Origin of the sequence: Wolbachia endosymbiont of Anopheles demeilloni (assembly GCF_018491735.2) — a bacterium.
Classification (GTDB): Bacteria; Pseudomonadota; Alphaproteobacteria; order Rickettsiales; family Anaplasmataceae; genus Wolbachia.
Genome location: NZ_CP084694.1, coordinates 147,852 through 161,682 on the forward strand (window position 1 = coordinate 147,852; position 13,831 = coordinate 161,682).

Genomic DNA, 13,831 nt, shown 5'->3' on the forward strand with positions numbered 1-13,831 from the left:
TTTTATCCAATAAAAAACGATACTTGTGTGACTTCAAGCAATCTATTATGCAAAGTAGCAGCGTAAACGTACAGTGAGCAGTGTGATTTTTCTTAAATACATGTTGATTGTTATAATATAAACATAGTTAAAGGAGGCGTATTATGATTGCAGGTTTGACTAAGGGAGACAAAGTAGTAAAAGCGGAAAAAACAAGTGATCAGCTGAGAGAATTGTCAGTTGCAGAATATGTAGTTAAGTCAATACATGACTTGCAAAAATTGCATAATAGATTATGTTCATCACAGGGCAACAATTGTGTTAATGATAGAGAGAAGTTTATCCAAGATAGTGATGGGCTTGGTATATTTCAATTTCTCAAAAGCTATATTAATGATGCAGAAAAAAATGAGCCTTCCATTAAGAACCTTACTATAATGAAATTTCTTCGCTCAATTATAGAAGATAGAGAACTGTATAAAAAGTTATGCAGTTTCGATGATTTTCTCGATTGTGAGTTAGAAAATTTGAGAGATAAGATAAGCTTATTAGCGCTTTTGAGAGAAAAAATGGACTTTACTGATATACAAAAAGCTTATGGTAATTGGCGTTTTAGTAATCTAATAGATGATAATGATTTTAAGCGAATGTATGTGGATGAAGCAGTAAAAGAAAGAGAAAAGCCTGTTAATGAGGACTTTGAGAAAAATATAGGTAAATACATAGAGTTAGTAAAGGAAGGAAAAGAAGTTGCAAGTAGGTATTTTGGAAAATGGAAAGAGGACTTTCAAGTTTACTGTGAAGAAATTGACAATAATAATAAAGTTTTGAATATTAACCTTACTCATTACGAAAATAGTGAGCCAACAAAGATTAGTGACGTTTTACAGCAAGAGAAAGATATTAAAGAACTGAATATCTATTGCAATAAAAAACATGAAATACACGCTCATAAAAAAGATAAGAAAAGATATTATGAATTTAAAGAAGGTGCATATTATGAAATGACAAGCACTTGGGCTGCAAAAGATGGATCATGAATGTGTACCATGATTATGAATGTGAGTAGCGATGGCATAACTGAAATACTAAAATTTAATGGTGAAGATTTTATTTCATCGAAGGAGATTCTAGAATTAATAAAGCAAAACGATGAATTATATATTCAAGGTCTCTCCTTATATGATGCTGTAATAGAATCACTAGAAGAGGATAGGGCTACTCCTATTAATCTTTACAATGAATCTATGGTGGCTTATCAAGGTAAGGAACCAGAGGGGAAGTTAGATCATAAAGTTGATGCTGATAATAGCCTTCCTTCTTCTCCTTCTATTAATAGCAATGCATTGGAAGACAATTTACAGCACACTGAAACTTAACCAGAAATTGCTTCACAACAAATAACTGATTTACAAAACAGTTTTGGAAAAGAAGAGCGAAAAAACACGGAATTGCAAACTGAACTGGCACAAAAAGATGAAAAGTTAGCAAGTGTGTTAGCAGAGTTACAAGAGAAAGCACAAGAACTTAAAAATGTATGTGAAGCAAAAGGAAAGCTAGAGGGTAAGCTAAAAGGTGTTAATACAGAAAAGAAGGAGTTAGAAGACAAATTAAAAGAAGCAGCACACATAATGAAGAAAAAGGAGCAGTATATAAGCAATTTAAAATTTCAAGTGCAAGAGTTGAAAGATGAGCTTAAAGCACAACTAGAATCTTATGAACAAGGGATATGCAAACTAGCATGGGAAGTTGAAGAGTTAAGAAGCAAGCTAGAGTGTGAGAATGAATGAGATGATAAAGTTGTAGAAATAGCTGATGGACTGGGAGAAAAAATTCATGCTGATGAACAAAGAAGCCTCAATAATCAATTTTATACTCCAACAAGAAATATTTTTAATGAGACTAATAATGAGTCTTGTGTTCCACTGGAAGAAAAGATGACGTTACTCAGATCTTTAAGCTCTGATGGCGGATATGGTAGTGATAATGATTTATCTTCTAACATGAGTTCTATTGAACAAAGAAGCTTCAATCATCAATTTTATACTCTAGCAGGAAACGTTTTTAGTGAACCTGATAGTGCCTCACAAAAGAAGACAGAGTTATCCAGATCTTCAAGTTTTGATAGTGGACTTGATAGCGATGAGGAAAATTGTGATAATGATTTATCTTCTAACATAAGTTCTATTAAGAAGGTAGCAGAGAGTAGAAGCGTAGGTAACTCGCTTTCCTCTTGCATTGTTAAGGAGATGATTGGAGTTAAGTTGCAAGAGCAATACTCAAGTAGAGTATAAAAATCTCCTGTATTGATAATAATTTAAAATCTATAGTAGACTGAAAAAGATTATTAAATTATAATACGATAATGATAAAAGAAGACAAATCAAAAACACTTTTTGAAGTGGAAGGGGCAGTAACTGCTTTACTACCTGCAGCAGAATTTAGAGTGAAGCTGGACAATGAACATGAGATTATCTGTCATGTATCAGGAAGAGTGAGAAGAAGTAAAATACGTATCATTATAGGCGATAAAGTGTTAGTTGAGATGAGTATTTATGATAGGAATGCAAGAAAGGGTAGGATAATAAAAAGGCTCAAGTGATAGAACAATCTCTAGATAATCTTATTCTTGCTTCATCATCAGAAAGGCGAGTAGCCTTACTAAAACAAATAAATATTAAGCCAGGTTTGGTTTTGCCAGCAGATACAGATGAATCGCCCTTGAAGAAAGAGCTGCCAAAAGATTACTCAATCCGTATGGCAAAAAGTAAAGCCGAGAAAATACAAAGTGCAAATCCAAATTACTTTGTGCTTGGTGTTGATACAGTTGTTGCTTGTGGTAGAAGGATACTGCTCAAAGCTGAAAACGTTAAGCAAGCAGAAAAATGCGTTCGCTTGTTATCAGGAAGAAGGCATAGAGTATACACCAGTGTGTGTTTATTAACTCCTGATCAATCTAAACAGCATATTAGGACTGTAGTTACAATAGTGAAATTTAAGCGTCTCAGCGAACAAGAAATTAAATATTATTTAGCATCAGAAGAGTGGAAAAACAGGGCAGGGGGGTGCAACATACAAGGTCTTGCAGGAATGTTTGTATTATTTTTACGTGGCTCATACTCTTCTGTAATAGGGTTACCATTACATGAAACCCATTGCCTGCTAAGTAATTACTTTAACCTATACTAATACCATTGTCCTTTTTTTGTTTTTCTTCAGCAATAAGTTTATCCCAGATTCTATTTCTATTTGCTAATGCAATTCTATCGCGATCAGGACTATCATTGCGTTCTGTTAAAGTATCTTTTCTTTCCTCTTCTACTATTTCAGCTTTCAGTTGTGCTGCATCTTTTTCTAGCAATTTATATAGTTCGCTATTTTTGTCTATAGTCAGATTAGTATTATCATTTTCTTGTTCTGCTTCTTGTTCTGCCACTTTTCTTTCTAATAACTTACGTACAGGGTCATATTTTTTACCTTCTTTTATTTCTTTCAACATACTTTCTGAGAATAAATCTTTAGTAGCCTGGTGTGAAGGTTCTCTCAATCCTTTATTCAATTTTTCCAATGTATCTTTTGGTTCAATGGTTTCTAATCTCTTCTCTAATTGCTCAGAATTGACCTGAAAATTATAGTGGCTAGTGTAAGTTGGAGATGAGTAACCTGAGTCGTTTATTTCTTTCTCCGCTGCATTGTCTTTTAGCAATCCAGCTGCTAATAAATGTTCTTTTGTTTGCCCACTCATTTTCTTTTGATTTACTGATTTTAGCAGGAATTTCTGAGTTTCTTTATCCAACTTACTGGTAAATTCCGTAAGTAGGGTATCATCTCTTTGTTCAACATTCATTAGGCTCGCTTTTAACTGTCCAGAATTTACTCGAGATTTTTCATGATTAGAGTGAGTTGGAGATGAATAGCCCGAATCGTTTGTTTTTATGTCTGTTGAGCTGTATTCTAGAGATTCATTTTCTTGTAATTTATCTTCGATTTCTTTTTGTTTATCGTTTCCTCTTTCTTCGTTTTCCTTAGTGCTAAGATAATCTTTTTCTGGTTTATAATCTGATTGAGGATTTGAAAGCGTTATATACTCATCTTCGTTATCGCTCCAACCATCCTCGAAGTCAGAAAATTCTTCATCATACTCACTTTCACTACGTAATAACTCATTTTTTGCTTTCCATGCAAGAATCGAAGCTACATCATTTAGTGGTTGCTTATTTCCAGTATTGCGTGATTCTTTAGCGTTTTCATACTTAAATGCATCTTTAACTTTTTTGAATGCAACGTCTTGTACTGTTGCAGCGCTTTCAGTAGTTGTAGGATCAAAAATTGCACCTTTTTGCCGATTATTAGATATTTGCTCACTTTCATCTGATTTTCGTCTTCCAGGTACAGCATGTCCAAATGTAGCAAATGTAGGATTGTCATACCGCTCATCCTCTTGTGTATTATCTTGATTATAGATTACAGACTTGGTGAAAATAGTACTGCTTGAAGAAGCATCAGAATATGGAGAATTGTAGTTATTTCTACTATTAATCCGTATTGGCTGATACTCATCTTTTTTCTGATTATTAGGTAATGAACTAGCTCTAGGTGGCAGTGACGGTGGAATCTTTTTAGCAGATGCGTTATTAGAATTTGTAGTGCTAGTCGTTGCATGCTTAAACTCAACTTCTTGATCTTGAGTAGCTTGAACGCCAACACCTTTACTAATATCACTTTCTATGAAAGTTTCAGATGATTGTTGATTCTCTTGTTCTTGTCCTTTCTCCTTGAATTGTATTTGATATAGGAATAAGCCACCTATTTTTACATCTGTGTTTGCTTTTAATTATTCCTCAGTAACACCATTACGTTCAGTGAGATCTACACCATCTTTATCAATCTTGATTTTGATAGTACATTTTTTTCCATTTTTGTCATGCCAATTCAAAGTCATTTCATATGAACCATCGGTTACAACATAATGCCTTATTCTTTTCTCTCCTTCTTCGGCAACAAAACCGTGCATTCCGCTCTTTCCATCACTATGCAGCGTTGAAAATCCCGAAATTCCTTTCTTCTGACAAAAGTCACTATTTAAAAACTCGCTGATTTTAAACTCTTTTTTGTCATCTCCCAGTGTAATACTTGCGTGATGCCATATATTGAAACTCCTGCAATATCATCAACATACTCTTTTAACCTTGCTTTAACTTCATTTTCAAGCTTTTGTTCGGCTTTCTTTATCTTGTTCTGCTCTGGAAGAATAACTTCATAAGCTTTATTTTTGTCTTCATCTGTCTCCAAATTCCAGATGGGGTGCTTTATTAGAAACTTTACTGCATTAAAACCAACTCTGGAATTATAAATTGGGTCGTCTTCCTTTTTTATTTCATCGAATAAAGTAAAAAATCTTCGAATGAATTCATGATATTGTTGTGTGCTTTGAGTATTCATATTTTCCCTCACTAATAACCCTCTGCCTTTTAGCCTTAGCTAGTACAATTATTACGGTAATTGATTTAATTTTTATTAAAGAAGTTGTATTGCTAACGTGATGACATGAGCTATTTTATGTTCACATCAAGCAATTTAAGTTGTCATTCCAGTCTGGAATCTAGATTTTTCTAGACTTGATCCTATAGTCAAATTCATAACTACAAACGTTATAATATAAGAGTAATTTTCACCAAAAAGTATGTCATTCTAGTAGCTGACACTGGGATCTAGTTGCACTCAGTTAGTAAGCATAAAAGTATTATGTTAAAACATAACATTTTTGATGAAGTTCATGAAAGGCTGGATTCCAGACTGGGATGACAACTTAAAATATTGCTTTAGCTCTGTTTTTGCAACTTCAAGTATTTGCTACTCATAGTAAATACTTCTGGATCTTGAGAAGTGAGCTTGAGTATAGCAAGTATGTTTATGAGCAGCAAAGCAGCAATTGAAATATCAGCGATATCCCAGAGTAACTTAACTCCACCGATTGCACCAAATGGAATGATTAAGGTAAAAACTACAGTCCAGATTTTAGTGTATTTATTATCCATAGATACATAGCGTATTGTTTGTTTTGAACAAAAAAACCAAGTAAAGATAGTAGTAAAGGCAAAACAAAACATTATAGCTATAATTAAATAGTCAGTATATGGCCAATTCATAGCTTTTCTAAAAGCAAAAATGCACATGTTAGTGCTCTCTAAATCAGTAATCCAAGAATCTGTGACAAGCAGTACCATTGCTGTAATGAACACTATGAGTGCAACTATAAAAGGAGATATTATTGTGATTAGACTCTGTTCAATGATAAATTTATTGTTATTTTTTTTAGGAGTAATCGAGGAGTGTACAATTCCTTCGAGGCCAAGTCCTATATCTGTTGCAAAAATACCTCGCAGAGTTCCTACTTGAATAATAGTCAACATTTCTAAAATTAAACCTAAAGATAAGCCAGAGTTAAAGCTACTAGTTGTAAAAAAATTGCTCGTTATTAGTTTTAGAAAAGGAAGAATATTTTCACTAAACTTAAATAATATGATACCGCAAAGTGTGAGGTAACTTACCGTCATTATCGGTATCATAGCCGATATAAAAATTTTAATTTTTTTTAAGCTGAGAGCTGCAACAACAAAAAATATTATGGCCATTACAATGCCGCCAATGACTACAGGTATATCTACCATGCTGAGTGGTATTGATAGAGAATTTACCTGAACAAGGTTACCAACTGTTATTGAAACCATCATCATAATAACTAGAAACACAACTGTAGCTTTTCTAGAATTAAATGCATCAGTCATGTAGGCTACAGGTCCACCTATAAACCGTCCATTTTTTTCTTTTCTGGTTTTTATACTTAGGTAACAAGTAACATATTTTATCACAGAAGTAACAACAATAATTATTGCCATCCATAAAATGGATCCTGGTCCTCCGGTTTTTAGAGCAACAGCAGTGCCTGAAACGTTTCCTACTCCTAAATTTCCTCCTAAGATTGTAAACAGGGCGGCTATAGAAGAAAATTTATTTTCTCCTCTTTTAGCTCCAATAAGTGAAACGGCATACGGTAGTCTAAACACCTGTAACCATTTTAGTTTAACCGATAGGTAAACACCAGCAACTAGTATGAGTAGTATTGTTGGCAGTAATAAAACAAACTTTACTGTATCCATCTGTAAAAGAGAGATTTTTACTCAAGTATATAGCAAAAATTGAAAAATACCTAACTTATCGTTTATGAGAAGTAACACTATAAAAGCTATAGTAAGCCTGCTAAAATCCTATTTTTCATACCACTCATTTATGAGTTTATTGATATCGGAATCCATAAAATCCTTTAGTGGTTGACTGGTTTTTATCTCGGCATTTTTAGGGATACACTTATCTTTACATATTGCGTACTTTATATGAAAGTTAATATCAGCGTATTCCTGATTTGAAATGATATTAATTTTAAAGGGAAATAACACCATATCTTCATATATATTACTAACAAATGTAACTTCCTCAACTTTATCTTCATGTTCCTTGGGAGTAGGCCAATGAATATCTATATTTGATATGTTACCCTGACAGTCAAAGGAAGTAGGAAGGCCGAAATCCCCAGGGTCTTTGTAATATATATGCCAACCTGGTTTTATTGTAACCTTTATTGCGCCTTCAATGGTGAGGTTTGCTTTATTTACCTTACCAATGAGTAGATCAAATTTTGCAACTTCTTCTTCAGCACACAATTGAGTGCAAGAAAAAAGTAAAAGTAGGATTGAGTATATAAGTATTTTCATAAATACTCTATTTATGAAGAAAATAATTTAAGTTCTATCTATTAGAATAAAAATATTATATAAATCATTTATAACTTTCATATATTATTTTTTTATTTTTAAGCAGTTATAATATTAAAGAGACGTAACAAATATAAATAGTAGTGGCTTTGCATAGAAAATCACAAATTTATTTCCTTTATAAATGTAAGAATTTTTAGAACTAGAAAGATACCTTGGAGCAAGTTGCTCCAAGGCTCTTTTTTACTTAGAATCCACCCATTCCGCCCATTGCTCCTGCACCCATAGGTGATGAAGCATTTTCTTCTTTGTTTGGTAGATCAACTATCATAGATTCAGTAGTAATAAGTGCGCTTGCTACAGACACTGCCGTTTCAAAAGCAATACGAACTACTTTTGCCGGATCAATTACACCAGCTGTTGATGCATTAGCGTAGTTCATAGCCTCAACGTTGTATATAAGCTCTTTATCATTCTGCTTAATCAAATAGTCAATTATAACAGCAGATTCAAGACCAGCATTTTTAACCAATCTTTTGATTGGAGAGCTGAGAACTTTTTTGACAATGTTGATACCTATTTGCTCTTCATCGCTTGAAGCTTTTAGCTTATCAAGAGCAGATGCAGCGTAAAGAAGTGCAACTCCTCCACCTGGAACTATCCCTTCTTCAATTGCAGCTCTTGTTGCATGAAGTGCATCTTCAACTCTATCTCTGCGTTCTTTTACTTCTACTTCAGTTGCTCCACCAACTTTGAGCACAGCAACGCCGCCTGATAATTTCGCTAAACGCTCTCTCAGCTTTTCTTTATCATAATCAGAGGTTGAAGTTTCAATCTGAGATTTAATCTGGTTAATTCTGGCATTTACTCTGTTTTGTTTATCACAGTCGCTGTCTTCACTAACAATTGTGGTATTGTCTTTAGTGATTTTAACATTTTTAGCAGTACCAAGATCTTCAAGAGTCAAATCTTCCATCTTGATTCCAAGCTCATCTTTTATGACATACTTAGCACCTGTTAAAGCTGCTATATCTTCGAGCATCTCCTTTCTCCTATCACCAAAACCTGGAGCTTTTACTGCAGCAACTTTTAGACCACGTAATTTGTTGATCACTAAAGTGCTTAATGCTTCACCTTCAACATCTTCTGCAATGATAAACAAAGGTTTACCAGACTTAAAAATAGCCTCAAGAATAGGAAGTAAAAGTTGAATAATATTAAGTTTTTTTTCTGTAATCAGCAAATATGGATCATCAAGCTCCACGCTCATCTTTTCATTATTTGTAACAAAGTATGGAGAGAGATAACCACGGTCAAACTGCATACCAGTTGTAAGTTCAACTTCTAATTCTTTTGAACCCTTACTCTCTTCAACAGTGATGACGCCTTCTTTTCCAACCTTTTTAACAGCATCAGCAATGCTATTACCAATATCTTTATCACCATTTGCAGAAATTATTGCAACTTGTGCAACTTCATCCATTTTCTCTAAAGAAATTGTGCGAGACATTGATGTAATTTCCTTTAATATCACATCTTTTGCCTTCTGTATTCCATTTTTGATACAAATACGATCATTTCCAGCTGCAATTGACTTTGAAGCTTCCATTATCATATTGCTAGTCAGTATTGAGCATGTTGTGGTACCATCACCAACTTTGTCATTACACTGAGAAGCACTTTGAGCAATGGTGCTTACTATCGCAGAGTGTAATGGTCTTTCAGGCTTTATACCTTTCATTACCTTATAGCCATCCTTTGTGACCTCTGGTCCACCATATGGCTTGCTAATTCCTATTGTATTTCCCCTAGGCCCTGCAGTTGCTCCCACTGTTGAGTCAACCATTGCTGCAACTTCACGAAAGGCTTCTTGCAACTGTTCGCCTGATACTACTATGTTAGCCATTTTTATCACTCCTTAAATTAATAAAAAATTTAGAATATTAAAATACATAATGCACTATATAGCGCATTAGTTTAGTAAAATAGGGATACCTACTTGATAACAGCAAGTAGGTCTGACTCCTTCATCACGACATACTTTTCATTATCATGCTCTACTTCTGTTCCAGCCCACTGCCTGTAGAAAACCTTATCACCAGTTTTTACAGTTAAAGCTATACGCTCTCCGCTTGAGTTGCGTGAACCACTACCAATTGCTATAACTTCACCTTTAGTAGGCTTCTTTTCAGCACTTGATGGTAGTACAATTCCACCTTGTTTTTCTTCAGTAATAGGCTTTATTAGCACGTTATCATCTAATACATTCAAATTTACACTTGACATTTATGTTTCCTCATTAATAGATTAACCTACAATTCTATGTAGTCATCTAAAGGTTACATTTCAAGGGTTGGAGTTAGTAAAAGTGTATAATTAAGGTTTTAACAGAAGTTTTATGGGTTACATACCGCTAGCAAACCGTAGTCTAATATCTTTATACGGACCAGATACGAGAGATTTTCTTCAGGGTGTTATAACAAATGATATTAATAAACTAAGTAGCCAGCAGGCAATTTACTCTTTATTACTCAACCCTCAGGGAAAATATCTGTACGATTTTTTCCTCATTGAGCATGATAAATATATTTATATGGAGTGTGAAAATGCCCATCTACAGCAAATAATTGAAAAATTAGACTTGCTCAAAACTTACCTTAGAGTGAAGATTAAAGACATTAGTTCACTATATAAGGTTGGAGTTTTGTTTGATGCTAAGTTGGCGGAGTGTAGTAGTAAGTCACAAGTTATTTTTCAAGATCCAAGGCACAAGCTGCTAGGAATGAGGATCATACATGAAGATGAAATAAAAGAACCGGTTGGAGATTTTATTCAGTATGAAAAAGTTAGAATTAAAAACCTTGTCCCAGATGGAGCAAAAGATATGGTACAAAATTCATCATTTCCGCTGCAATATTTAATCGATAAGATAAATGGTATAAGCTTTAATAAAGGGTGCTATATAGGTCAGGAAGTTGTAAATCGAATGAGCAGACAAGAAAAATTCAGAAGGAAACTTTACCTTGTTGAGGGAAAAAATGCACTTCCAAATATTAGCACTAAAGTAATCAGTGAACATAATGAAGAAGTAGGAGAACTACGCTATAGTGTCGACAATATTGGACTTGCATTGCTTAATACTGGAAAAAGCCACGCAAATTTATATGTCGGTGGAGTTAGTATTAAGACGTTATAAAATATCTATTCGAGTAAAAGCCCCTTTTTCTTGTTTAAGTGTTTGTGATAGTTATCCACAGTATTGTAAATAACTCAGTTGATAACCCAAAGAAATACATATTTTACGCATTATGAGTACTTCGGAGATTCATAATAAAGTGGACAATTCTAAAAAATTATATCAATATTAATCTTTTTTAGTTGTGATTTTGATATTTTTCTAATAAGAGCCAATAAGGGAGTAAGGAATGGTCTTTAAGTGAAGATTTTAAATACTCTTAAAGTAATACTTGAGTGTTTTTGGATGCTAATCTGGGAGTTCAACAAGCACTTTTTTATGCTGTTTGAGAAGAGCAAAAATTGCATTTTCTCTTGCTGAAAGCTTGTGTTTCTTATACTTTCCATAATACATATTATGTAATTTTCAATACTAATAAAACTATTTCCCAATCTTTTAAACAACAACCTGTTGAACCTCCGGATTAGTACGTAAAAGGAACTATTCAAGTACCTCTTTAAGATTAAATTGCTACTTTAAAAACACTTAAAACTTCAATTTTTAGTTCTAGCATAGTCCTTTATTTGTCTTTTTTAAAAAGTATCAAGATATTTATCAATTGAGTAAGTTTTTCTGTAAATATTTCAATCTAGTCATACTCTTTTTGATGTCTTCTTTGATCTTTTTCAGAGTTATCCACAGTTTTTTTATTCTCAATTATATATATAAAATTTGGAGAAAAAAGGAAGAAGTCTCTTCTTCCTTTTTTTTACTTAACTACACTGTTACACGCCTAGACTTGCATAAATTTCTTCTGATAGTAGATCAACATTATCTACATTCTCAATAGGCTTTGACATTTTATATGTAATATCAAAAACAACAAACCCTATTGCTATAGAAACAGCTGTGCCAATAAAAGCCGATATTAGTAATGAAAGACCAGCAGCAGCAAAAAATCCACTACCAACTCCCATTCCAGCCGTAATACCAACAATAGCACCAAATTTCATTGCTTTATGCTTGTATTTATCTTCTGCCTTTTTTAAAAGCTGCTTTGATTCATCATGGGCATGTTTTCTTGCAATCATTCCATAATAATCCTTTATAAAAAGATTAGCACCTGCATCTAGTAAAATTTATGTTACCTCTTTGTCATGACTATTGTGCAAAAGGAGTTTTTCCAAAAGAATCTCGTACATTAACATTAGCACCTTTGTCTAATAGATATCGTATTAACTTCTTCTCCTCCTCCTCTAAGCAATCGAAATCTCCAACTATTACATGCAATAATGTAACTTTATATCTATACTCTCTTTTCTCTAAGCTAAATAGATGATTTATATCAAATTCTTCCTCCTTCCACCTTTGATATGTATCGCAAGCTTCCGTTGAAACGATAAAAAAGGGTGAAGTTACTGCTATTCACTTTATTGTATCGTTTTTAGCAAAAGCTTCCTCCCAAGTGCCTTGAGTTGCTGCACGGCTATACTCTGTTACTCTATTTTCAAAGAAATTTGTATGTTCCACGCCATTTAGTATTTCATCAAGCCACGGAATAGGGTTATCTTTAACATTATATATAGATTTAAGACCTAATTGCGTTAACCTTCTGTTTGCTATGTAACGTATATAATTGCGCACTTCCTCTGCAGATAGCCCTTCAACATCTCCTAAACCAAAAGCAAGACTTATAAATTCATCTTCAAGTTCAACAATAGTGCGACATGCAGAATATAATTCTTCTTTGAACTCGTCATTCCAAATTTCATTATTCTCTTTAATAAACGTATTGAACAAATTGATAATTGAATTGGTGTGCAAGGTTTCGTCACGTGCTGACCAAGCAATTATTTGCCCCATACCTTTCATTTTTCCAAACCGTTGAAAATTGAGCAAAATTGCAAATGATGCAAATAACTGCAATCCTTCAGTGAAGGCACCAAATACTGCTAAAGTTTTAGCAACATGTTTTTTATCGTGCTTTTTACTTTCCTCAAATTCTAACATGTATTCATACTTCTTTCTCATAGCATCATATTTTAAGAATGCTTGATATTCACTTTCTGGCATGCCAATCGTATCTAGAAGGTATGAATAGGCTGCAATGTGTATAGTCTCCATATTGGAAAAGCTTGCAAGCATCATACATATTTCTGTTGGCTTAAATATATTTGAATAATGCCTCATATAGCAGTTATTTACTTCAATATCTGCTTGAGTAAAAAACCTAAAAATCTGGGTCAATAAATTTTTCTCTACATTCGAAAGTTTAGTTTTCCAATCTTTCACATCATCAGCAAGCGGAACTTCTTCAGGTATCCAGTGTATCCTTTGTTGCTGCAACCATGCATCATATGCCCAAGGATAATTAAAAGGCTTGTATATTGGATCTGCTTCTAGCAATGACATAAGGTACCTAATTATTTTGAAGTAAATATTATATTAAATGATATTGAGAATCAGTCAATTTAACTTTTTTGAAATTTGACGACAGATAGTTTATCAGTGTATTATGATTTCAAATAATTAATTGACGAAATGCGAGTATTAATATCTTTTATTTTATTATTTACAGTGAGCTGCACTCACACTATTCACAATCACGGAGTTCCTGGCATTAATGTTGAACTGTGGAGCAAAATAAAAATAGGTGATGATAGAGAAAAAGTGGTTCATACTTTAGGATCGCCAACATTAGTATCAAAGTTCGACGAAAATGTTTGGTACTATGTCTCATATAAAATTAAACAAGCTAACTTCTTGGGAAAAAGGAAGTACAGTAGTAAGTCTCTGCAAATTTCGTTTAATCAGAATGACGAAGTTAAAGATATAAGAGAAATCAACATTGCAGAAAGGTCTTTAGCTGTTGTTGATTGAAAATTTGCTGATCTATTTTTCATCA

At 33.4% G+C, this 13,831-nt stretch carries 14 protein-coding genes and 1 pseudogene; 8 read left to right on the plus strand and 7 right to left on the minus strand.

The features are described 5' to 3' along the window. Window positions 1-143: 143 nt before the first annotated feature. The 6 genes from JSQ73_RS00790 to JSQ73_RS00815 all read left to right on the plus strand — a co-directional run bounded on the left by JSQ73_RS00790 (window position 144) and on the right by JSQ73_RS00815 (window position 3,168). Window positions 144-1,019: a hypothetical protein gene (locus JSQ73_RS00790; RefSeq protein WP_234301785.1), complete on the plus strand. Its 876-nt coding sequence runs from the start codon at window positions 144-146 to the stop codon at window positions 1,017-1,019. Continuing rightward, window positions 1,020-1,358: a hypothetical protein gene (locus JSQ73_RS00795; protein ID WP_234301786.1), complete on the plus strand. Its 339-nt coding sequence runs from the start codon at window positions 1,020-1,022 to the stop codon at window positions 1,356-1,358. 72 nt (window positions 1,359-1,430) lie between these two features. Then, complete coding sequence (locus JSQ73_RS00800) at window positions 1,431-1,769, plus strand: hypothetical protein (RefSeq protein ID WP_234301787.1); 339 nt, start codon at window positions 1,431-1,433, stop codon at window positions 1,767-1,769. 147 nt (window positions 1,770-1,916) lie between these two features. Continuing rightward, a complete protein-coding gene (locus JSQ73_RS00805) occupies window positions 1,917-2,273 on the plus strand; it encodes a hypothetical protein (protein WP_234301788.1) in 357 nt (118 codons plus the stop codon). Between the two features lie 71 nt (window positions 2,274-2,344). Then, window positions 2,345-2,581: a translation initiation factor IF-1 gene (gene infA / locus JSQ73_RS00810; protein WP_214249362.1), complete on the plus strand. Its 237-nt coding sequence runs from the start codon at window positions 2,345-2,347 to the stop codon at window positions 2,579-2,581. Beyond that, a complete protein-coding gene (locus JSQ73_RS00815; protein WP_214249363.1) occupies window positions 2,578-3,168 on the plus strand; it encodes a Maf family nucleotide pyrophosphatase in 591 nt (196 codons plus the stop codon). Before infA ends, JSQ73_RS00815 begins: the two co-directional genes overlap by 4 nt. Here JSQ73_RS00815 and JSQ73_RS06890 read toward each other — a convergent pair. From JSQ73_RS06890 to JSQ73_RS00855, 5 genes and pseudogenes are all read right to left on the minus strand, one after another. Continuing rightward, a pseudogene (locus tag JSQ73_RS06890) lies at window positions 3,155-5,421 on the minus strand (hypothetical protein). The gene JSQ73_RS00815 and the pseudogene JSQ73_RS06890 overlap by 14 nt on opposite strands. Window positions 5,422-5,801: 380 nt before the next feature. Then, window positions 5,802-7,139 carry an alanine:cation symporter family protein gene (locus tag JSQ73_RS00840; protein WP_214249364.1) on the minus strand — a complete coding sequence of 446 codons (1,338 nt, stop codon included), beginning with the start codon at window positions 7,137-7,139 and terminating at the stop codon, window positions 5,802-5,804. A gap of 108 nt (window positions 7,140-7,247) precedes the next feature. Further along, a complete protein-coding gene (locus tag JSQ73_RS00845) occupies window positions 7,248-7,751 on the minus strand; it encodes a protein-disulfide reductase DsbD domain-containing protein (protein WP_214249365.1) in 504 nt (167 codons plus the stop codon). Window positions 7,752-7,998: 247 nt separating this feature from the next. Beyond that, the gene (gene groL, locus JSQ73_RS00850; protein WP_214249366.1) at window positions 7,999-9,657 is read right to left on the minus strand and encodes a chaperonin GroEL; all 1,659 of its coding nucleotides are present in this window, start codon (window positions 9,655-9,657) and stop codon (window positions 7,999-8,001) included. Window positions 9,658-9,746: 89 nt separating this feature from the next. Continuing rightward, window positions 9,747-10,037 carry a co-chaperone GroES gene (locus tag JSQ73_RS00855; RefSeq protein ID WP_007302813.1) on the minus strand — a complete coding sequence of 97 codons (291 nt, stop codon included), beginning with the start codon at window positions 10,035-10,037 and terminating at the stop codon, window positions 9,747-9,749. 112 nt (window positions 10,038-10,149) lie between these two features. Here JSQ73_RS00855 and ygfZ point away from each other — a divergent pair, with 112 nt between their 5' ends. Then, the gene (gene ygfZ / locus JSQ73_RS00860; protein ID WP_214249367.1) at window positions 10,150-10,947 is read left to right on the plus strand and encodes a CAF17-like 4Fe-4S cluster assembly/insertion protein YgfZ; all 798 of its coding nucleotides are present in this window, start codon (window positions 10,150-10,152) and stop codon (window positions 10,945-10,947) included. 764 nt (window positions 10,948-11,711) lie between these two features. On the opposite strand, the gene JSQ73_RS00865 is transcribed toward ygfZ, so the two are convergent. Continuing rightward, window positions 11,712-12,017, minus strand: a complete 306-nt coding sequence (locus JSQ73_RS00865) for a hypothetical protein (protein WP_214249368.1) — start codon at window positions 12,015-12,017, stop codon at window positions 11,712-11,714. 334 nt (window positions 12,018-12,351) lie between these two features. Next, a complete protein-coding gene (locus JSQ73_RS00870; RefSeq protein ID WP_214249369.1) occupies window positions 12,352-13,338 on the minus strand; it encodes a ribonucleotide-diphosphate reductase subunit beta in 987 nt (328 codons plus the stop codon). Window positions 13,339-13,467: 129 nt separating this feature from the next. Between JSQ73_RS00870 and JSQ73_RS00875 the strand changes: the two genes are divergently transcribed. Beyond that, window positions 13,468-13,806: an outer membrane protein assembly factor BamE gene (locus JSQ73_RS00875; protein ID WP_214249370.1), complete on the plus strand. Its 339-nt coding sequence runs from the start codon at window positions 13,468-13,470 to the stop codon at window positions 13,804-13,806. Window positions 13,807-13,831: the final 25 nt, after the last annotated feature.

Coding starts and splice junctions, on each gene's coding strand:
- JSQ73_RS00790 (WP_234301785.1), top strand. CDS start 144: ATGATTGCAGGTTTGACTAAGGGAGACAAAGTAGTAAAAGCGGAAAAA.
- JSQ73_RS00795 (WP_234301786.1), top strand. CDS start 1,020: ATGTGTACCATGATTATGAATGTGAGTAGCGATGGCATAACTGAAATA.
- JSQ73_RS00805 (WP_234301788.1), top strand. CDS start 1,917: ATGACGTTACTCAGATCTTTAAGCTCTGATGGCGGATATGGTAGTGAT.
- infA (WP_214249362.1), top strand. CDS start 2,345: ATGATAAAAGAAGACAAATCAAAAACACTTTTTGAAGTGGAAGGGGCA.
- JSQ73_RS00840 (WP_214249364.1), bottom strand. CDS start 7,139: ATGGATACAGTAAAGTTTGTTTTATTACTGCCAACAATACTACTCATA.
- JSQ73_RS00845 (WP_214249365.1), bottom strand. CDS start 7,751: ATGAAAATACTTATATACTCAATCCTACTTTTACTTTTTTCTTGCACT.
- groL (WP_214249366.1), bottom strand. CDS start 9,657: ATGGCTAACATAGTAGTATCAGGCGAACAGTTGCAAGAAGCCTTTCGT.
- JSQ73_RS00855 (WP_007302813.1), bottom strand. CDS start 10,037: ATGTCAAGTGTAAATTTGAATGTATTAGATGATAACGTGCTAATAAAG.
- ygfZ (WP_214249367.1), top strand. CDS start 10,150: ATGGGTTACATACCGCTAGCAAACCGTAGTCTAATATCTTTATACGGA.
- JSQ73_RS00865 (WP_214249368.1), bottom strand. CDS start 12,017: ATGATTGCAAGAAAACATGCCCATGATGAATCAAAGCAGCTTTTAAAA.
- JSQ73_RS00870 (WP_214249369.1), bottom strand. CDS start 13,338: ATGTCATTGCTAGAAGCAGATCCAATATACAAGCCTTTTAATTATCCT.
- JSQ73_RS00875 (WP_214249370.1), top strand. CDS start 13,468: ATGCGAGTATTAATATCTTTTATTTTATTATTTACAGTGAGCTGCACT.